Here is a 21,370-nt window from a genome sequence, read left to right on the forward strand (position 1 = left end):
TGATTCGCATACCGCCCAAATACAGCGTATCAGAAATAGTTGGATATTTGAAAGGGAAAAGTTCTTTAATTATTTTTGACAGGCACGCAAATTTAAAATACAAATATGGAAATAGAACATTTTGGTGCAGAGGATATTATGTTGATACAGTAGGAAAGAATACAAAAAAGATCCGGGAATATATCAATAATCAGTTAAAAGAAGATTGGATGGCGGATCAAATAAGTTTAAGTGAGTACATTGACCCGTTCACGGGTGAAAAAGTAAAAGGGAACAAATAAAAATAGCCGCCAAGGGCGGCAGTTGAGAAAGTAGAGCACTTGGCGGACTTTCAATGCGCTTGCAAGCGCAGCTGATAATAGCCCCTTCTAGGGGCAGAGCAAACCACCGGCTAAGCCGGTGGTCCTGATTATGATATCAATGAGGGGGAGGTTTTATTGTGTGGATGTGTGTTATCTTCTGCAGCAGTTATTGCTGTTGCCGCAGGAATTGGAGTTGCGGTTGCTGCCGCAGGAATTGGAGCCGCAGGAGTTAGAGCCGCAGCTGTTACCGCAGGAATTGCCACAGCCACTGCGGGAGTTGGAACCACAGCCGGAATCACAGCTGTCATTGCAGCTGCATTCTTCCCGACAGCTTGCGGAGCCGTATGTGTCACCGAAACCGCAGCAGGAGCGGGGCTGTGTGGAAGGAGAGAACAGATCCAGAGGGAAAGGTACCCGGTCGAAGTTGCGGCAAGGATCTACATCTCCGTTTGTGGAAATGCTGCAAGGTTCGGGCACGCAGTTGCCAAAGCTGTGTACCAGCATATTTACGGTACGGAACAGTTTGATGATGGTGAACAGACCTAATGTGACATTAACGGCAATGGGTGCGCCCATGGAAGCGTCGCCATTGTCACATCCGCAGTTGTTGCAGCCACAGTTGTTGGAACCGCAGTTGCCGCATCCACAATTATTGCATCCGCAGTTATTGCAGCAGTTGCCGCTGCATCCACAGCCGGGGTATTTCAATTCTGCTGCCAGACCAACGGCTTTCCCTTCTGCTGTTACAAAAGGTCCGCCGTGGGAATTGCCGCAGCAGTCAAACAAATCGGACACTGTGGTGACGTCAGATTCTGTGGAACCAAACAGTGTCACTTTCAGTGTGTAGGAACTGGTAGCATCTGTGCAGCCGATGGGGCAGCCGTCAGCTCTGCGGAATTCCAGTGTGTAGTCAAACACATACCGCAGTTCCAGATCCCAGCAGCCTTCCCGGAAAGTGTTGGGGCATTTGCGCAGAATGTCGATTCTGCTCAGTTCCGGATTGTGCATGGTAACAGTTGCTGCATTGACGGGGGGAATGATGATGTCGCCGTCGCACATCATGTCGTTGCAGCCATTCATGCCGCCGCAAACACTTCTTGCAGGACCCAAAATGTCAGGACTCAGACATTTCTGAACTCTGCACTGGTCGAAGATTTTCTGTGCGATGATGCAGGCTTCGTTCTGGTTGCTGTTGCTGTTGCAGCCACAGCATCTTGCAGTGATTTCTGCATTGTTTTCAAATTCAAAAGCTCCCATAAGACAGCCTCCTTTGGATATTGTGATTGGATTCTTTTATATACTATGTGGCTGTGTGAAATGGGTGCATTTAACAGGCATAAAAAATATGCTGTAGAAAAACATTTGTTTTTCTGTAGTGGATTTGGTGAGTTTTTTTGTAAAAAAGGTGTTATAATAACTGTAACTCATAGAAAAAGGAGCTTTACATCTGAAAATGACAAAAAACAGCAAATTCCAAGGAGGAGATGACGATGTTAGATTTTAGCGAGATTCGAAAAATTGATGGCGCAGTGGCGGATGCCATTGTTGCGGAACTGGAAAGACAACAGCATAATATTGAACTCATTGCTTCTGAAAACATTGTTTCCAAAGCAGTCATGTATACAATGGGAACCCCTTTGACCAATAAGTACGCAGAGGGTTATCCTGCAAAACGCTACTATGGCGGATGTGAAAAAGTGGATATTGTGGAAAATCTGGCGAAAGAACGTGCCAAAGAACTTTTCGGCTGCGATCATGTAAACGTACAACCTCACAGCGGTTCTCAGGCAAACCAGGCAGTATATTTTGCTATGCTGGAACCAGGGGATACGGTTATGGGGATGAATCTGGATCATGGCGGTCATCTGACGCACGGTAGTCCCGTCAATATGTCCGGGAAATACTTCCACTTTGTACCTTATGGCGTGAACCATGAAGGGTATATTGATTATGAAGCTTTCCGCAAAACAGCTCTGGAAGTGAAGCCCAAAATGATTGTGGCAGGTGCCAGTGCTTATGCCAGAACCATCGACTTCAAATATATGAGTGATGTGGCAAAAGAAGTTGGGGCATATTTTATGGTAGATATTGCCCACATTGCAGGACTGGTTGCCGCTGGATACCATCCTTCTCCCGTGCCTTATGCGGATTTTGTGACAACCACTACCCATAAGACACTGCGTGGTCCCAGAGGCGGTATGATTATGTGCAAAGCAGAGTATGCCCAGAAGATTGATAAGGCTATTTTCCCCGGTATTCAGGGTGGTCCTTTGATGCACATTATCGCGTCTAAAGCCGTTTGTTTCCAGGAAGCATTGCAGCCTGCTTACAAAGAATATATCGGACAGGTTGTGAAAAACGCAAAAGCTATGGCGGCTGCGCTGCAGAAACATGGTGTGGATTTGGTTTCTGGCGGAACGGACAACCATCTGATGCTGCTGGATCTGCGTTCTTTGAATATCACAGGTAAGGATGCGGAAAAAGTGCTGGATGCAGTGGCAATCACAGTCAATAAAAATACCATTCCCGATGACCCTCAGTCTCCTTTTGTCACAAGCGGTATCCGTGTTGGCACACCTGCTGTAACTTCCCGCGGTATGAAAGAAGCGGAAATGGAAGAAATTGCGGAAATCATAGCAATGGTACTGAAGGATTACGAAGGTACCAAAGAAGAAGCGGCTAAGAGAGTGCGTGCGCTGACTGACCGTTTCCCCATTTATGAAGATTAAGCAGTGATGATATTTTGAACAAAAGAAAGGTGAAACTTCTTTTATAAGAGGTTTCACCTTTCTTTTGTTTATTCTTTTGTTTATTCTTTTGTTTATTCTTTTGTTTATTCTTTTGTTTATTCTTTTGTCTGTTCTTTTGTTCTGGATTCGTGTTCGGAACGATATCTGGACATTAAGCCATGGAACAAATCCATTGCCGTAGGTGGTGTGAAGCTGATGGCATTTGCGCCTGCTTCAATGGTGCGTTTGATACTCTCTCTGGTGGGACCGCCAGTAGCAATAATCGGAATTTCAGGGTATTTTTCACGAATTTTTGCAACGACTTCTGGTGTCTTTCCAGCAGCGGAAATATTCAGGATGCCTGCGCCTGCCGCAATTCTGGCATCAATGTCGGTATTTTCATCCAGAACTGTGATGACAACAGGAATATCAACGATTTTACTGATTTCATGAATGACTTCATTGGTGGTGGGCGCATTTACCACAACGGCCATAGCACCAAGAGCTTCCGCGTCTTTTGCCAGCATGACTACACGAGGGCCAGTGGTTGTACCGCCGCCTACGCCTGCAAAAACAGGAATGCTAGACGCGGTGATAATTGAATTGGTAATGACCTGCTGAGGCGTAAAGGGATATACTGCCAACACAGCGTCAGCGTTACAGTTACGGATGATGGCAATATCCGTAGAAAAGACAAGGGATTTGATGCGTCTGCCCCAAATAACAATGCCGCTGGCTGCCCAGATTTCTTCCGGCATGGTAACGATATGCTTCCGCAGTCTGGTATCAATGCGAGGTGGTTTTTTTTCTGCCAATTCACTCACTCCTTTATATCTGATTTAGTTTCAAAAAGTGTTTACATAAGAATTACAGTAACAGAATATAACGATTTTTTTTGTTTGTCAAGCATGGGCAAAAGGGAGAAATGTTCTTCTTAGAAGCGGCAGGGGACTGGGGAGAGGGGCGGAAAAAACTTGACATAGAGGGGGTTTCGGGATAAACTTTGAAGTGTAAATATGTAAACTTTGACATTTTGGAGGGAGATTATTTTTGGAAACCATAATTGGTCTAGGCGTTTCCGTTGTATTGAATATCGTGCTGATTGCGAAGATCATGCTTTTGCAGAAAAAGCATGCGCAGCACGCGGTAACAGAAGAAGGCATTCGCCAGATGGTAGATGCAGGCGGCAGCAACGGCTCCATTGATGAATCAGAAAAAGAGATGATCAACAATATTTTTGAGCTGAGCAATACGTCTGTGGAAGAAATTGCCACACACCGTACAGATATCGTTGCGGTGCCTCTGGAAGCCACACTGGCAGAAATTAAGGAAGTGCTGATGGAGGAAAAGTATTCCCGTATTGTGGTCTATGAAGACAATATCGACAATATTGTAGGCGTATTCCATGTGAAGGATCTGGTCAAGTATATTCTGACCGATTCTACCAGAATGGAGGAAGGCAATTTCCATCTGGAGGACATCATGATGCAGCCTTATTTTGTGCCCTTTTCCAAGAAAACGGACGAGCTCATTGAGGAAATGCAGCGGGAAAAAGTGCACATGGCAATCGTCATTGACGAATACGGTGGCACGTCCGGTATCGTTACCATGGAAGACGTCATGGAAGAAATTGTTGGGAATATCTTTGATGAATACGATCTGGAAGAAGAGGAAGACATTTGTCCCATTGATGAAAATAGCTATTCCATCAGCGGGAAAGCAGATCTGCAGGATGTTGCAGAACAGCTTGGCATCGTCTTTGAAGATGACGAGGATTATGACACATTAGGCGGTTATCTGATCGGTCGTCTGGGCAGAATTCCGGAAGATGATGAAATGCCGGAAATTGCTGTGGGCGGCTGGCTGTTCCAAATCAAACAGTTTGAAGAAAAACGCATTGAAAAAGTTTATGCTTTGCGGCAGCCGGAAGCCTTAGAAGAGGCAGAGGATGCCGCAGAGGATGAAGCATAAGAACATCAAGGAGGAAAAGGATTATGTTAAATGAAAAAGTAGCGCAGCTCATTAATGAACAGGTTAACAAAGAATTCTATTCTGCATATCTGTATCTGGATTTTGCGAACTATTATGAATCTAAAGGTCTGGCAGGTTTTGCAAACTGGTATAAAATCCAGGCACAGGAAGAACGCGACCACGCTCTGCTGTTCTATCAGTACCTGCATAACAACAACGCAACTGTTACACTGGAAGCGATCGGCAAACCCGATGTGCCTCTGAACAGCCTGATGGACCCTCTGAAAGCTGGTCTGGAACATGAAGTTTATGTAACAAGCCTGATTCACAACATCTATGCAGCTGCACAGGAAGTAAATGACTTCCGTACCATGCAGTTCCTGGATTGGTTTGTAAAAGAGCAGGGCGAAGAAGAAACAAACGCAAACGACCTGATCACAAAAATGGAACTGTTCGGTACAGATCCCAAAGCACTGTATCTGCTGGATTCCGAAATGGCAGCAAGAGTTTACGCTGCACCTACACTGACACTGTAATTCTCAGCGAAAAAGAGAAAGCCTCTTAGGGGCTGCTTCATAAAGAAATCAAAATGGCTGAAATCCTTTGTATTGTAAGGGTTCCAGCCATTTTTTATAGGATTATTCTTTTGGAAGGCGAGAAATTGAGAAAAAGAGATGCTTTTTCAGGGGAATCTGCTTTAGGGGCATCCTCATAAAAAACGAAGAAAGCTGAAATCCTTGTTATATAGAGGCTTTCGGCTTTCTTATTTTTAGCAAAATTTTTTCTTCCAAAGACAGCTGTCACAATTCTCTTAAGAAATCAAGGAAAAGCGATGTTTTCTGAAGTGGAAGTTGTTTTATGGAAGTTGTCTTTTTTTCTGTGCATATTTCCCCGTTCTCTCTTGTTCCCCTTTTTGATTTGCGGTATACTGAGGTCAATAGGGAAAAAGGGGGAAGGAATATGAATGTATTGGCTATTGTTCTGCCGGTATTCTGTATGCTTGGGCTTGGTATGGCTGCCAATCGTTTTGGCTGGATTAGCCGTGCCGGTATGGATGGCATTAAATTGGTAGCAACCAATATCATGCTGCCTGTTGTTCTGGTAGACGCATTGGGGATGGCAGAGTATAACAAGGTAACACTGCTGCTGTTGGCTGTGATGCTGGTACAGCTTTTCATTGCTACAGGCGCCGGCTATCTGCTGCGACCTTTGGTCGGCGGCAGTCAGGGCAGATATCTGCCTTTTCTGACAGCGACTTTTGAGGGCGGTATGATGGCATATCCATTGTATATAGCGTTGTGCGGCTCAGAAATGCTCTCCAATATTGCTGCTTTGGATATGGCAAACTGCATTTTTACATTTACTGTTTATCTGGCATTGATTACTGCCACAGGCAAAGGGAGAAGTGGCGGCGGACAGCTGCTTTCCACAGTACTGCGTGCACCAGCCATGTACGGGGTTGTACTTGGTATTTTGCTGGGCGTTACAGGCATATTGCCGAAGATTGCAGGAAGTCGGGTGGGGGATGTATATTCTTCTTTGATTTCCATGATTACAACACCCGTTTCCGCATTGATTCTGCTGTGTGTTGGTTATGATTTGAAACTGGATCATCGGGTACTTTCTTCTGCGGGGAAATCTGCTGCCATTCGTCTGGTGCTGCAAGGGGTGCTTTTGATGGGCGTGTGGTTTGTACTGCGGAATTTTGTGGCAGAACAGGAAATGAAGATTGCGGTGTTCCTGTATGCATTTATGCCGCCTTGTTTTATGAGCCCTCTGTATGCTGTCAGAGAAAAAGACAAGGTGTATACATCAACGACCATTTCACTTTATACCATATTATCCATCATTGCTTTTACCATTTTGTCCGTGATTTTCGGATGATTTTGAAAGTCGCTTTTTCCTGGAAAGAGCGGCTTTTTCTTTTGGTTGGTATGAAGAATATTTTTCAAAATTGTATGGGTAAAAAAACTTCGGGAAAATTCGCTATTGTATCTTTTGGGAATTCTATTTATAATGTACCATAGCGAATACGCATAGCAAATGCAATGAGCAACAGAAAGGCGGAACAAACATGAAAAAAAACTTGCTGGTAGCCCAATCAGGCGGTCCTTCAGCTGCGATCAATGCCACTCTTTGCGGTGTGGTGGAAATGGGATTGGAGCATCCGGAGATTGAGAAAATATATGGCGTGAAAAACGGGATCATGGGAATGTTGTCTGAACGGTTTGTGGACCTGACAGAATTGTTGGCGGATGAAAGCGCCCGTCAGCTTCTTTGCCAGACACCATCTTCCGCATTGGGTTCCTGCCATATGAAATTATCTCCATGGGAAGAAAATGCCTTTGAGTATGAAAAGGCAATCAGCATTTTCAGAAAATATAATATCGGTTATTTTATGTACATCGGCGGCAGTGACTCCATGGATACGGTGCATAAATTATCCGAATACTGCCGGAACCATCATATCAATGACATCAAAATCATTGGTGTGCCAAAAGCCATTGAAAACGATCTGCCGGAAACAGACCATTCTCCCGGTTTTGGTTCCGCTGCAAAATATATCGGTACCACATTGACAGAAATTGCCTGCGACTGCAATGTATATGCTTTGCCTTCCATTACAGTGGTGGAAATCATGGGGCAGGATACAGGCTGGCTGACAGCTTCTTCTGCGCTGGCAAGACTGAACGGAGATGCGGCACCAGACTTGATTTATCTGAGTGAACGTCCTTTTTCCGTAGAACAGTTCCTCTTTGACGTGCGTGAAAAGATGATGGAAAAACGCTCTGTCATTGTGGCAGTCAGCGAAGGTCTGCGCAATGAAGAAGGAGCTTATCTGACTGACAGCCTCCAGAATCGTGTGGAAGATGAATTCGGTCATCGGATTCTGGCAGGGGTTTCCCGTTTCTTAGAGGAAATCCTGCGTCAGGAAATCGGCTGCAAAGTCCGCAGTGTGGAACTGAATCTCATGCAGCGCTGCGCATCCCATGTGGCAAGTGCAACAGATATTCAGGAAGCGTGCACCATGGGACGGGAAGCTGTGCGTTATGCACTGGAAGGCGGCAGCGGCGAAATGGCTTGCCTGCGCAGAGTTTCTGAGGCGCCTTATGCATCGGAAGTGTTCTTCATTCCTGTGGATCAGGTGCTCAATCGTGTGAAAAAGGTGCCCGATGAATGGATCAATGAAGAAGGCAATGACATCACACAGGAAATGATGGATTACCTCATTCCATTGATTCAGGGCGAAATTCCCTGTGCTTATGAAAATGGTGTGCCTGTGCATTTCCATCTTTCCTAATCCATAGCAAAAAAATGTATAAATCAGCCAAAAGTCGTCCATACTTTTCATCGAGGTGGTAGGTATGAAAAGAGGGATTGCGCTTTTGGCTGTTCTTGTTTTTCTCTCCTGCACAGCGGCAGGATATTTATATATCCAAAGAATACAGGAGCCTGAAGTACAGGAAGAACATATAGAACAGACAGAACCCGTTGCAAAAGAAGAAGCGGTCATTGGGGAAAATGCGGAAATCGTGTATCAGTATTACTATACGGAAGATCAGAGAACTGCAGAACAGGTGGAACCTGTGCAGAATTATCTGTTGGGTTTGAATCTGGCACAGGTGCGCAGTATTTATGATGGATGGCAGGTGGTTTTCTTTTCACCGGATAAAGTGATTTTACGCAGCACAGTGGAAGGGCGCAGTGACGAAAGTTTTCTGTTGGGTGAACAGGATGGCATGCTGGCTGTCTTTCGAGAGGATGCCGATGGGAAAATAACATTATATGAATGTACAGATGTGCCTTTATCTGTATTGCCGGAGATAGAACGTCAGCAGATTCAAGAAGGTGTACGGATATTGGGGGAAGATAATCTTGCCAGAGTTTTAGCGGATTATATGAGTTGATTTCCATAAATAAAGAGAAGGAAAAAAGCATAAAATAAGCGGGAAATGCTGGATTTTGTGCAATTACAGTGGATTTCCTGCATAATGGTGTTTTGACAAGAATGATAAAATTTTAGTGTGAAATGGAAATTATTTATTCAAAATCACGGAGGGATGTTTGACAACAGACGGATTTTTGAAAAAATGATAAAAAGTATCCTTTGTTTTTCATTATCTGTAAGAAAAATTTTTTGAAAAAATTATAAAAATGGGCTAGACATTTAATGTCCCACATGCTATAATAACAACTGTGAAAACTCCCCAATATTTTCACATTGCGGTAAGACGCAATCCCAATAAGAAATACCTTCTCTTTGTGAAAATGAGCAGCCATCGGCAGGTTGCTCATTTTCATTTTGTCCGAAAAAAGAGTCAGTGTTTGACATGAATTTTCTGGCATATTATAATTGGTGCAGGGACGGTGAAAATATGGATTATTATTTGGACTTGGTGCAAAGCGTAAAAAAGAAATACAGACTTTGCAAGGAAGCGTTTTTGCCACAGGCTGTGTTCAGTGACGAATCGGAAAACTTCCGGAAACCGGCAGAACCGTCAGCCGAAGATTTTGTGGAAATTTCCATACTGACCGGACGCAATAATGCGTCTGCAGTATGCTTATGTGTAGATGACAAAAGATTATTGATGGAACGAGTGGAAAACGGTCGTGTGTTCGACCGTTACCGTGTTGTTCTGCCGCCGACGGAAGAAGCGGCAAACTACTTTTTCCAGATCATATATAATGAAACATCTTATTATTATACAAGAAACGGCGTATCTCAGGAATTTCCCATGGACGGCTATTTTCGGTTGCTGCGGAATTTCCAGACACCTGCTTGGGCACGAGGCGCAGTCATGTACCAGATTTTTGTAGACCGTTTTTGCAACGGAGATCCTTCCAATGATGTGAAAACGGGGGAATACAACTATCTGGAAAATCAGGTGCAGGGCGTGAAAGACTGGTATGCGCAGCCGGAAGATGGCGATTTTTGCCATTTTTATGGCGGCGATTTGCAGGGGATTTTGCAGAAAATGGATTATTTGCAGAATTTGGGTGTGGAAGTATTGTATCTGAATCCCATTTTTGTTTCCCCCAGCAGTCATAAATACGACATTCAGGATTATGACCACGTTGACCCGCACTTTGGTGTGATTGTAGAGGATTATGACAAAGTGGTGGAGCCCGGTGAGAAAAATAGTCAAGCAAAAGCCTATATTACTAGAACCACCAGTGAACGGAATCTGATGGAAAGTGACGCGCTTTTTATTCGTCTGGTGGAAGAAGCCCACAAAAGAGGCATGCGCGTCATTCTGGATGGTGTATTCAACCATTGTGGTGCCTTCCATAAATGGCTGGATCGGGAAGAAATTTATAAATATCAGAAAAAAGGCGCTTATTACTGCAAACAAAGCCCTTATTATGATTATTTTTATTGGAAAGAAGATGGCTCTTACGAAGGTTGGTGGGATTATCCCAACCATCCAAAGCTGAATATGGAGAACTGTTCTGCGCTGTATTGGGAAATTATGCGTATTGGGCAGAAATGGGTTTCTCCCCCTTATAACGCAGACGGCTGGCGTTTGGACGTAGCGGCAGATGTGGGCAAATCCGAAGAATTTAACCATAAATTCTGGCATGATTTCCGCAGCGCTGTGAAAAAAGCCAATCCCGAAGCCCTGATTCTGGCGGAACATTACGGGGATGCGGAAGCATGGCTTAGAGGTGACCAATGGGATGGCGTTATGAACTATGATGCTTTCATGGAACCAGTTTCATGGTATTTCACAGGTATTTCCAAACATAGTACAGAATCCCGACCGGATTTGAAAAACAATAACGCCGTTTTCTGGGATACCATTCGGTATCAAATGGGCAGAATGCCTGCCCAGGCGGCAGGGGTTGCCATGAATGAACTTTCTAACCACGATCATTCCCGTTTTCTGACCAGAACAAACGGAAGAACGGGACGGCTTCACACAGATGGCGCACAGGCAGCCAATCGTGGTGTCAATAAAGCGGTGTTCCGGGAAGCGGTGCTGCTGCAAATGACATGGCCTGGTGCACCTACGGTATATTATGGGGATGAAGCTGGTGTAACTGGCTGGACAGACCCGGATAACCGCAGACCTTTCCCTTGGAATCGGGAAGATGATGAACTGGTACAGTATCATAAAATACTCATCGGTTTGCGGAAAGCGCATATTGCTTTGCGGAAGGGCTCCTTGAAGGCGTTGGATACAGAAAATGGTATTCTGGCATACGGACGTTTCTGCGAAGAAGAACGCTGTCTGATTGTCTGCAACAACCGAGAGGAAGCTGTACAGGTTTCTTTGCCTGTATGGCAGATTGGTGTGCAGTCCTACGGCAAAATGGAAGTTTTGCTCAAGACAAAAGAAATGGATTTTTTTACAGAAAAAGAACTGCTGTCAGTGGAAAATGGCATGATACAGCTGGAAATGCCGCCACACAGCGGTATATTGATGAAAGAAGTGTAAGGCATGGATTTGCGGATATTATTTGAAAATGGAGATATGGTGGCTGTGGAAAAACCACAGGGCATGCCTGCCCAGCCGGACAGAACAGGGGATGCGGATTTGCTTTCCCTGCTGTCAGCCCAGATGAAACAAGAATTGGGATTGGTACATCGTCTGGATCGCCCTGTTGGGGGGATTATGGTTTTTGCCAAGACAAAACAGGCAGAAGCGGCTCTCTCCAAAATGATGCAGGCAGGCGGCTGGCGGAAGTCTTATCTGACTGTCCTTTGGGGCACGTTGGAGGAAAAAAGCGGTACATGGACAGATTATCTTTTCAAAAACGCCAGAACCAATCTGTCAGAAGTGGTGTCCGCTTCCAGAAAAGGCGCGAAGAAAGCTATTTTGCACTATCAGGTACTTGCAGAAACCATGTGGAATGAACAGCCCCTTTCTCTGGTGGAAATCACACTGGAAACAGGGCGGCACCATCAGATTCGTGTCCAAACTTCCCATCACGGCGCACCCATTTGGGGCGATAGAAAATATAATACATTGCAGCCCATGAGAGGCGTTGGCAATATGGCTTTGTGGTCATGGAAGTTAGAGGGAAAATGGGAAAAACAGAAAGAAGGTTTTTCCATTCGTTCTTTGCCAAGTGATATGCCATTTTCGCTTTTTTCGGAAAAATTGGGAGAATTGTAAAAAAGTTGTTTTGCTTTTTTTTGCAATGTGTATTATAATGTTCTTGAAAATAGAGAAACAGATAAAAGAACAGCAATGTTCTTTTATTTTCATCATAAAATTAGCAATCACAAAGGTGATTGGCTAACAAAATAAAGGACGGTGAATGACAATGCAAGGAAAATTTACAAATAAAGCTCAGGAAGTGCTGAAAAGAGCCCAGGAGGCTGCTTTGAAGCTGGGTAATAAATATGTAGGAACAGAACATATTTTGCTGGGACTGACGCTGGTCAGCGACAGTGTAGCCGCAAAGGCGCTGGAAAGTCAGGGCGTGACCTATCATCAGGTCATGGACAAAATCCAGTCTATGACAGGGGGCACCTCTGCTTACTATATTCCTGCGGACTTTACACCTCGTGCAAAACGTGTGGTGGAAAGCAGCGTGCAGGAAGCATTCCGCATGGGCACTGGTTATGTAGGTACAGAACATATCCTCATTGCCCTCATTCGAGAAAATGACAACATTGCTGTACGGATTATGGTATCTCTGGATTTGAATCTCCAGCGTTTGTATGATGACATCATGAATATGCTGGGAGAAGGGGAAGACCAGAACGGCAATGCCCGCGGCATGAACAGCCAAGGGGAAAAACAGGAAAAAAGTGCCACAGAAACATTGGATAAATTCAGCCGTGATATGACGGCACTGGCAAAGAAAAATAAATTTGATCCCATTGTTGGCAGAGATAAGGAAATTGAACGAATTGTGCAGATTTTGAGCCGTCGTACCAAAAACAATCCTTGTCTGGTAGGTGATCCCGGTGTCGGAAAAACTGCCATTGTGGAAGGTCTTGCCCAGAAAATCGCTGAAGGCAATGTGCCTGATACTTTGAAAAATAAAAGAATCGTTGGTCTGGATTTGTCTGCCATGGTGGCTGGCTCCAAATACCGTGGGGAATTTGAAGAACGTATGAAAAAAGCCATGGATGAAGTAAAAGCCGATGGCAATATCATTCTGTTTGTGGATGAAATTCATACCATCATCGGTGCAGGGGCTGCGGAAGGCGCTATTGACGCATCCAATATTTTGAAGCCCGCTCTTTCCCGTGGGGAGATCCAGCTCATTGGTGCCACCACATTGGAAGAATACCGGAAACATATTGAAAAGGACGCTGCTTTTGAACGTCGTTTCCAGCCTGTAAAAGTGGAAGAACCTGATGAACAGGCAGCAGTGGCAATGCTGAAGGCTTTGCGTGATAAATATGAAATGCACCATAAGGTAACCATTTCCGATGATGCCATCGAAGCGGCTGTGAAACTTTCTGCCAGATATGTATCTGACCGTTTCCTGCCTGATAAAGCCATTGACCTCATTGACGAAGCTGCTTCCCGCCTGCGTCTGAAAACATTCAGCGCGCCGGATAATGTGGCAGAAATGGAAGAAAAACTGGCAGAAATGGAAAAAGAAAAAGAAGCAGCCATCAAGACAGAAGAATTTGAAAAGGCTGCGGAAATCAAACGGGCACAGGACGCCCTTCGTGCTCAGTGGAAAGAAGCCAAAAAAGAATGGGAAAACAACCATGAAAATCAGGCACAGGTAGTCACCAGAGAAGAAGTGGCAGAAGTGGTTTCTGTTTGGACAGGTGTGCCTTTGCAGAGTTTGCAGGAAGAAGAAAGTCAGCGACTTCTGCATCTGGAAGATACACTCCATCAGCGTGTCATTGGACAGTCGGAAGCTGTAAAAGCGTTGGCAAAAGCCATTCGCCGCGGCAGAGTTGGTTTGAAAGACCCTAACCGCCCCATCGGTTCCTTCCTGTTCTTAGGACCTACAGGTGTTGGTAAAACAGAATTGTCCAAAGCTTTGGCAGAAGCCCTCTTTGGGGATGAAGATGCTATGATTCGTATTGACATGTCCGAATATATGGAGAAACACAGCGTATCCCGTATGGTAGGTTCTCCACCGGGTTATGTGGGCTACGAAGAAGGCGGTCAGCTTAGTGAAAAAGTCCGCCGGAATCCTTATTCTGTAGTCCTGTTCGATGAAATCGAAAAAGCATCTCCTGATGTATTCAATGTACTGTTACAGGTGCTGGACGATGGTCATATCACTGATGGTCAGGGCAGAAAAGTGGATTTCAAAAACACTGTGATTATCATGACTTCCAATGCCGGCGCAAGAAGCATTGTAGAACCAAAACGTGTGGGCTTTACCAGCATGGAAACAGAAGAACAGAGTTATCAGAACATGAAGAAAAACGTTATGGAAGAAGTGCGCCATATCTTCAAACCGGAATTCTTGAACCGTATTGATGATATGATTGTATTCCATTCTCTGACACAGGAAGATATTCTGGAAATCGTAAAACTTATGACCAAAACCGTTTCCAAACGCATCAAGGAAAATATGGACATTACCGTTACTTTTACGGATAAAGCACTGGAAAAAATTGCAGAAGAAGGCTATGACAAAGCCTTTGGCGCAAGACCCCTTCGCCGTGCTATCCAGTCCCGCATTGAGGATGCTTTTGCAGAAGAATATCTCATGGGCAACTTCAAAGCAGGGGATAAAGTTTCTGTTGGTGTAAAAACAAACGGCTTCCTCTTCCGTGTGGTAAAATGAACGAACAAATAGATAGAAAAAAGCAGAATTTTGGTATATACCTGCGGCAGGTTTTGTGATATAATCATTCTGATATATTATCAGGAACATTACCGTGCATATTCTTGTTCGGAAAAGGAAATAAAGAAAGGACGCTTGGGAGGTAAGCAACATGGCAGTAATTGAGGAATTGATTAGAAAAGAAGATGACGGCAGCATCAGTTTCGGCAACTACCTGATGGATGAAAAGAAAAAAGTGCTGGACTTTGAAGTGCAGGGCGATTTGTATAAAGTAAAAACATTTAAAGAAATCACAAAACTGGAAAAGAACGGTAAAATGCTGTTGGAAGCAGTACCCGGCGCAACTGTTCTGAACTTTGTACAGGATGAAAGAGGCGTTTCCTTCCTGGTAGAAGCAGAAGAAGATGTTCAGCTGACACTGGAACTGGAAGCAGAAACAGAATACAAAATTCTGGTTGACGATGTAAACGTTGGCAAAATGAAAACAAATATGACAGGTAAAGTGACATTCTCTGTAGAAATCCAGAAAAATGCAACACCTGTAAAAATTGAAAAAATCGGCTAAAATCTGATTTTTCAGTACATGATGAAAAGAAAATCGATAGAGTCTTGCAAAAGGCTTTATCGATTTTTGTTTATCTGTCTGTTTTTGTGATGACAACAGAAAAGGTTATCGTCGAGGTGGAAGAATGAGAGTAAAAACATCGTATATTTGCAGTGAATGTGGATATAAAAGCTCAAAATGGATGGGAAAATGCCCAGAATGTGGAGAGTGGAACACATTTTCTGAACAGGAAGAAACCAAAAAGGAAAAAAGCAGCACAAAGCCCGTACAGCTGACCCTTTCCCGTTTGAAGGAAGTGGAGAGCAGCAAAAGTCAGCGCCTTCTGACAGGCATTGGGGAGTTTGACCGTGTTATGGGCGGCGGCATCGTTCGGGATTCTGTAACGATTTTGACATCCCCTCCCGGCGGTGGGAAATCCACATTGTGCCTGATGGTGGCATACCAACTGGCAAATGCAGGCTATCGTGTGTTATATGCCACAGGGGAGGAAAGTGATAGCCAGATCAAGAATCGAGCAGACAGGATACTGGGAGATATTGCGGATAATATCTGGATTTTGGCAGATACTTCCATGGATGCCGTATTATCTGCCGTTGGGGAAGTAGACCCGGATTTGATCATTCTGGACAGTATCCAGACATTCTCTCTGGCGGAATTTTATCCGGCAAGGGCTGGTAATCCTACCCAGACCATGGAATGCGCTTCTGCATTGGTGCAGTGCGCAAAGGATAAACGCAGACAGCGAGCGGCGCTGATGATTGGGCAGATGAATAAAAATGACGAGATTGCTGGTCTGCGTGCATTGGAACATCTGGTGGATACGGTTCTAGTATTGGAAGGCGAAGGGGCAGACGAGCTCCGTGGACTTTTGGCAACGAAAAACCGTTTTGGCAGCACTGGAGAAATGGGCTTTTTTGCCATGACGGAAAAAGGTCTGCGTTCCATTGATAATCCATCAGAATATTTCATTACCAAGCGCAACAGGAATGAACTGGTTTCCGGCAGTGCTGTTACAGTTTTGCGGGAAGGCTCCCGTCCCATTGTGGCAGAAGTGGAAAGTCTGGTTTCCCAGTCCTTTACACCATATCCTTCCCGCATCAGCGAAACCATGAAGAAAGATACCCTTCATACCCTTCTTTCCATTTTGGAACAGCGAGGCAATGTGAAGCTGTATGATAAAAACGTGGTAGTCAAGACCACAGGCGGCTTGTTTTTGAAAGAACAGGCGGCCAATCTGGCAGTGCTCATGAGCATTGTTTCTTCTGTGAAAAACAGACCCATCCCGCCGGATTGGGCGTTCATTGCCGATGTGGGGCTGACGGGAGAATTGAAGCGGGTACCTGCCATGGAAAGCCGTTTGAAGGAACTTGATCGGCTGGGATACGCAAAAATTATTGTAGCAAAAGGCGCTGCAGGGCAGGTGATTTTGCAGCATGCAGAAGTGGTTGAATGTCGTCTTTTGCAGGATGTTATGGCAATTTTGACAGAATTTTACAGCAAAATGCGTGATTGATTCTCTGTATCTTCTGGCGTTCATTGTATTTTTATAGTTTACGAATGGAAAAACCTATATTATAATAAAGCAATAGGCATTGAAGGAATCAAGATTTTGACTGATGATTCAGTGAATATACAAAGGAGGTATGATAAGCATGCAGGAAGTAAAAATTAAAAAGTTCAAAAAGGTGCTGGTTGCAAATCGTGGCGAAATTGCCATCCGTGTGTACCGTGCCCTGAATGAACTGGGTATTCAGACAGTAGGTATTTTCTCCAAAGAAGATAAATACTCTCTGTTCCGTACCAAAACAGACGAAGCATATATGCTCAATCCTGAAAAGGGTCCCATCGACGCATATCTGGATATTCGTAATATTATCAACATTGCAAAGGCAAAAGGCGTTGACGCCATCCACCCCGGTTATGGTTTCCTTTCCGAAAACCCCGCTTTTGTAGAAGCATGTAACCAGGCTGGTATCGCTTTCATTGGTCCTGATGTGGACGTTATGTACTCTATGGGGGATAAGATCTCCTCTAAACAGATGGCGATCGAATGTAATGTGCCTATTATCCCTGGTGTTGACCATGCCATCAGAAGCCTGGATGAAGTTATGGAAGTAGCGGAAAGAGTTGGCTACCCCGTTATGTTGAAAGCCAGCAATGGCGGCGGCGGACGTGGTATGCGTATCGTCAACAGTGCGGAAGAAATGCCCAAGGAATTTGACGAAGCAAGAAACGAAGCGAAAAAAGCCTTCGGTGACGATAAAATTTTCGTTGAAAAATATCTCCGTGACCCCAAACATATCGAAGTTCAGGTTCTGGGTGACAAATACGGCAACGTTGTGCATCTCTTTGACCGTGACTGTTCTGTACAGCGCCGTCATCAGAAAGTTGTGGAATTTGCTCCCGCTTTCACTGTCAGCGATGCAGTCAGAGAAAAAATCTTCGCAGATGCCGTTCGTCTGTCCAAACATGTAGGATACAAAAATGCTGGTACACTGGAATTCTTGGTGGATGCAGACGAAAACTACTATTTCATCGAAATGAACCCTCGTATTCAGGTAGAACATACCGTAACAGAAGAAGTAACGGGTATTGATATCGTGCAGGCACAGATTCTGATTGAAGAAGGTTATCCTCTGGATTCCCCTGAAATCGGCATCAAATCTCAGGATGACATCCATTCCAATGGCTATGCCATTCAGCTGCGTGTCACCACAGAAGACCCTGCCAACAATTTCCTGCCTGACACAGGCAAAATCAGTGTATACCGTTCTCCTGCCGGCAATGGTATCCGTCTGGATGGCGGTACTGCTCACACAGGTGCGGAAATCACACCTTACTATGACAGCTTGCTGGTAAAAATCATCGCCCATGACAGAACATTTGAAGGCGTAACAAGAAAAGCTGTTCGTGCCATCAAAGAAACCAGAATCCGTGGTGTAAAAACAAACATTCCTTTCCTGATCAACGTACTGCAGAGTGATGTTTGGAATGCTGGTAAATGTACCACAACATTCATTGAAAAAACACCTGAACTGTTCCATATCGTACTGGGCAAAGACAGAGCAACTAAGATTGCAGAATTTATCGGTAATAAAATCGTTAACGAATCTAGAGGTCACAAACCCGAATTTGATCCCATTGTGCCTCCTTCCTTCGGACAGGACAAAAATGGCAAAACCATCTTTGTAGAAGGCGCAAAAGACAAATTCCTGCGTATGGGCGCAAAAGACTATACACAGAGCCTGCTGAAAGAAAAACGCCTGCTGGTAACAGATACCACCATGCGTGACGCACACCAGTCTCTGATGGCAACACGTCTGCGTACAAACGACCTGATTGTGGCAGCACCCGCAACCAACATGGCAATGGCAAACGCATTCTCCGTAGAAGCATGGGGCGGCGCAACATTCGACGTTGCTTATCGTTTCCTGACAGAATCTCCTTGGAGAAGACTGCAGCAGCTTTCCGAAGCAATGCCCAACACACTGATCCAGATGCTGCTGCGTGCATCCAACGCTGTTGGTTACGCAAACTATCCTGATAACGTTGTAAGAGAATTTATCAAAGTTTCCGCAGAACGCGGTGTAGACGTATTCCGTATCTTCGACAGCTTGAACTGGCTGGAAAACATGAAGATGCCCGTTGAAGAAGCACTGAAAACAGGCAAGATCGTAGAAGGTGCTATCTGCTACACTGGCGATATTCTGGATCCTAAGGAAACAAAATATACACTGGATTACTATATCCGCAAAGCAAAAGAACTGGAAGACATGGGCTGCCACATTTTTGCAATCAAAGATATGGCAGGTCTGCTGAAACCTTATGCAGCAAAAGAACTGTTTACAGCACTGAAACAGGAACTGCATATTCCTCTGCACCTGCATACGCATGACACAACAGGCAACGGTGTCAGCACCGTACTGATGGCTGCGGAAGCAGGCGTAGATATTGCCGACTTGGCAATCCAGTCCATGAGCTCCCTGACCAGCCAGCCTTCTATGAACGCAGTTGTAGAAGCTCTGCGCGGTACAGAACGTGATACCGGTCTGGATCCTGATCAGCTGGTTGAACTGAGCCATTACTATCAGGGTGTACGTCAGATCTTCACTGGCTTCGAAAGTGAAATGAAGACACCCAATACAGAAATTTATAAATACGAAATCCCCGGCGGTCAGTATTCCAACTTGCTGGCACAGGTAAAATCCATGGGCTCCGCAGATAACTTTGAAGAAATCAAACATCTGTATAAAGAAGCCAATGAACTGCTGGGCAACATCGTAAAAGTAACACCTTCCTCCAAGGTTGTAGGGGATATGGCAATCTTCATGTCCAAAAACGGTCTGAACAAAGACAATATCCTGACAGAAGGGAAAGATATTTCCTATCCTGAATCCGTTGTGGATTACTTCATTGGGAATATCGGTCAGCCTGAAGGCGGTTTCCCCAAAGAACTGCAGGAAATCGTGCTGAAAGGCAGAAAACCCATTGATGGCAGAGCAGGTGCGCTGCTGCCTCCCGCGGATTTCGATGCCATTGCAAAGCATCTGAAAGAAGCACACGTTATGAAAAACGTGAACCCCAGAAACGTCATCAGCTATGCCCTGTATCCAAAGGTATATGATGATTATTGCGACCATTGGGAATACTACACAGACGTATCCAAACTGACTAGTGATGTATACTTCTTCGGTCTGGCAAAAGGGGAAGAAACTTCAATTGAAATCGGTGAAGGTAAAGATATCATCATCAAATTCATCGATATGTCCGAACCCGATGCAGAAGGTTTCCGTGCGCTGACATTCGAAATCAACGGCGTAATGCGTGAAGTAAAAGTTCTGGATAAACATCTGGAAGTTAAGAGCGATGGTAAACTGAAAGCTGATAAGAACAACCCTTACCACCTGGGTTCTTCTATCCCCGGTACCATCAGCAAGATTCTGGTAAAAGAAGGCGAAGAAGTGAAGAAGAACCAGCCTCTGCTGACCATCGAAGCAATGAAGATGGAAACATCTATCGTAGCAAAAGAAGATGGCGTGATCGACAAGATCTATGCTGTGGAAGGCGAAAAAGTCAGCCAGGGCGATCTGCTGGTATCCTTCGCAAAAGAAGAAGAATAATTTTTCTTCATCTGCATATCAATATAAGTGTAAAAACCCGAAACACAATTTGTGTTTCGGGTTTTTTGAAACAAAAAAAGATACTTCTTAAGAAAAGCAACTTCCCTTTAAGAAAACATTGATTTTTCTTTTCTTTGATTTCTTAAGGGGAATTGCGACGGCTGTCTTCAGAAGAAAATATATCAAATAAAATCTTATAAAAATAAGCAAGCTGAAATCCTCTATATCATAAGGATTTCAGCTTGCTTTGTTTTCTTATGAAGATGCCCCTAAAGGAGTATCTTTTTATTCTGTTTTTGGCTTTACAAAGAGCATTGCAAAAGCAATTGCCAGCAGGATGCAGCAGATGACCAGAGCAGGACTGCCCCAGAGTTTTGTTCCTACAGCGCCAATGGCAGCACCTAGAATAAAGAATAGGATAATGCTGTAATAATGGAGACTTTTTTCTCTGCGGGAAGGGTCTTTTGTCTGGAAATATTTCACCAGATGGTCTGTTCCGCTGCGCAGATTGCCGGTACACATGGTAGTGGCATAAGGCATACCATGAAATTTACGGAAACTTTGTACCTGCATAGAGCAGATAAAGGAAACCAATGCATTGGCTAAGGGGTCAGCTTTTCCCAGAGGAAGAAATATCACGACAATCAAAGCCAAAATTTCAATGAGAAGCACCGTCTGCCGCCAATGCAGTGCTACTTTTCCTTCCAGACGATGTTTGATCCATTCATCCACAAAAATTCCAGCAACAAATGCCAGAATGGGAACCAGATAGGAAAGGGCTTTTTTGAAATCCCCTTCAGATAAGTGCACGCCAAGCAGGACGATATTGCCTGTTTGGGCATTGGCAAAAACCTGACCTCGTGCCAGATAAGTATATGCGTCCAGAAACCCACCTACAACTGCCAGCATGGCGCCGATGCGGAAGGAATCGGACATTTGGTCTGTATGTAATGTCATAGATCA

17 protein-coding genes are annotated in these 21,370 nt (G+C 44.6%); 14 read left to right on the plus strand and 3 right to left on the minus strand.

The genetic code is table 11. The features are described 5' to 3' along the window. Positions 1–281, plus strand: a 281-nt coding sequence (gene tnpA, locus BUB35_RS11930; RefSeq protein ID WP_143158986.1) for an IS200/IS605 family transposase, incomplete at its 5' end; no start/stop codon positions are given. Between the two features lie 171 nt (positions 282–452). Here the strand turns inward: tnpA and BUB35_RS11935 are convergent. After that, a complete protein-coding gene (locus BUB35_RS11935) occupies positions 453–1,559 on the minus strand; it encodes a hypothetical protein (RefSeq protein ID WP_072852046.1) in 1,107 nt (368 codons plus the stop codon). A 60-nt stretch (positions 1,560–1,619) separates the two neighbouring features. On the opposite strand from BUB35_RS11935, the gene BUB35_RS19085 reads away from it, so the two are divergent. Together BUB35_RS19085 and BUB35_RS11940 are read left to right on the plus strand one after the other, a co-directional pair. After that, positions 1,620–1,790, plus strand: a complete 171-nt coding sequence (locus BUB35_RS19085; protein ID WP_159432890.1) for a hypothetical protein — start codon at positions 1,620–1,622, stop codon at positions 1,788–1,790. A gap of 2 nt (positions 1,791–1,792) precedes the next feature. Then, positions 1,793–3,031, plus strand: a complete 1,239-nt coding sequence (locus BUB35_RS11940; RefSeq protein WP_072852047.1) for a serine hydroxymethyltransferase — start codon at positions 1,793–1,795, stop codon at positions 3,029–3,031. 116 nt (positions 3,032–3,147) lie between these two features. Here the strand turns inward: BUB35_RS11940 and BUB35_RS11945 are convergent, their stop codons facing one another. Next, complete coding sequence (locus BUB35_RS11945; protein WP_330391183.1) at positions 3,148–3,846, minus strand: beta/alpha barrel domain-containing protein; 699 nt, start codon at positions 3,844–3,846, stop codon at positions 3,148–3,150. Positions 3,847–4,081: 235 nt separating this feature from the next. Here BUB35_RS11945 and BUB35_RS11950 point away from each other — a divergent pair, with 235 nt between their 5' ends. The 11 genes from BUB35_RS11950 to BUB35_RS12000 all read left to right on the plus strand — a co-directional run bounded on the left by BUB35_RS11950 (position 4,082) and on the right by BUB35_RS12000 (position 20,407). Then, positions 4,082–5,002: a hemolysin family protein gene (locus tag BUB35_RS11950; RefSeq protein WP_072852048.1), complete on the plus strand. Its 921-nt coding sequence runs from the start codon at positions 4,082–4,084 to the stop codon at positions 5,000–5,002. A gap of 23 nt (positions 5,003–5,025) precedes the next feature. Next, positions 5,026–5,538, plus strand: coding sequence for a ferritin (locus BUB35_RS11955; protein WP_072852049.1), 513 nt, complete (start codon positions 5,026–5,028; stop codon positions 5,536–5,538). 424 nt (positions 5,539–5,962) lie between these two features. Then, positions 5,963–6,886, plus strand: a complete 924-nt coding sequence (locus BUB35_RS11960; RefSeq protein WP_072852051.1) for an AEC family transporter — start codon at positions 5,963–5,965, stop codon at positions 6,884–6,886. 190 nt (positions 6,887–7,076) lie between these two features. Further along, entirely contained in the window at positions 7,077–8,303 is a 1,227-nt protein-coding gene (locus BUB35_RS11965) for a 6-phosphofructokinase (protein ID WP_072852052.1), read from the plus strand. Positions 8,304–8,367: 64 nt separating this feature from the next. Further along, positions 8,368–8,910 (plus strand): hypothetical protein, encoded by a 543-nt coding sequence (locus tag BUB35_RS11970; RefSeq protein ID WP_072852054.1) that lies wholly within the window; start codon positions 8,368–8,370, stop codon positions 8,908–8,910. Between the two features lie 468 nt (positions 8,911–9,378). After that, entirely contained in the window at positions 9,379–11,442 is a 2,064-nt protein-coding gene (locus BUB35_RS11975; protein ID WP_072852074.1) for a glycoside hydrolase family 13 protein, read from the plus strand. Positions 11,443–11,445: 3 nt separating this feature from the next. Beyond that, on the plus strand, positions 11,446–12,123 hold the full coding sequence (locus BUB35_RS11980; RefSeq protein WP_072852056.1) for an RluA family pseudouridine synthase: 678 nt from the start codon (positions 11,446–11,448) through the stop codon (positions 12,121–12,123). A gap of 151 nt (positions 12,124–12,274) precedes the next feature. Further along, entirely contained in the window at positions 12,275–14,722 is a 2,448-nt protein-coding gene (locus BUB35_RS11985; protein WP_072852057.1) for an ATP-dependent Clp protease ATP-binding subunit, read from the plus strand. A 151-nt stretch (positions 14,723–14,873) separates the two neighbouring features. After that, complete coding sequence (locus BUB35_RS11990) at positions 14,874–15,287, plus strand: endosialidase (protein ID WP_072852059.1); 414 nt, start codon at positions 14,874–14,876, stop codon at positions 15,285–15,287. Between the two features lie 124 nt (positions 15,288–15,411). Then, positions 15,412–16,800: a DNA repair protein RadA gene (radA, locus tag BUB35_RS11995; protein ID WP_072852061.1), complete on the plus strand. Its 1,389-nt coding sequence runs from the start codon at positions 15,412–15,414 to the stop codon at positions 16,798–16,800. Positions 16,801–16,939: 139 nt separating this feature from the next. Further along, positions 16,940–20,407, plus strand: coding sequence for a pyruvate carboxylase (locus tag BUB35_RS12000; protein ID WP_072852062.1), 3,468 nt, complete (start codon positions 16,940–16,942; stop codon positions 20,405–20,407). A gap of 285 nt (positions 20,408–20,692) precedes the next feature. Here the strand turns inward: BUB35_RS12000 and BUB35_RS12005 are convergent, their stop codons facing one another. Then, a complete protein-coding gene (locus BUB35_RS12005; RefSeq protein WP_072852064.1) occupies positions 20,693–21,364 on the minus strand; it encodes a YoaK family protein in 672 nt (223 codons plus the stop codon). Between the last annotated feature and the right edge of the window lie 6 nt (positions 21,365–21,370).

It is taken from the genome of Anaerotignum lactatifermentans DSM 14214 (assembly GCF_900142265.1).
Taxonomy (GTDB): domain Bacteria; phylum Bacillota; class Clostridia; order Lachnospirales; family Anaerotignaceae; genus Anaerotignum; species Anaerotignum lactatifermentans.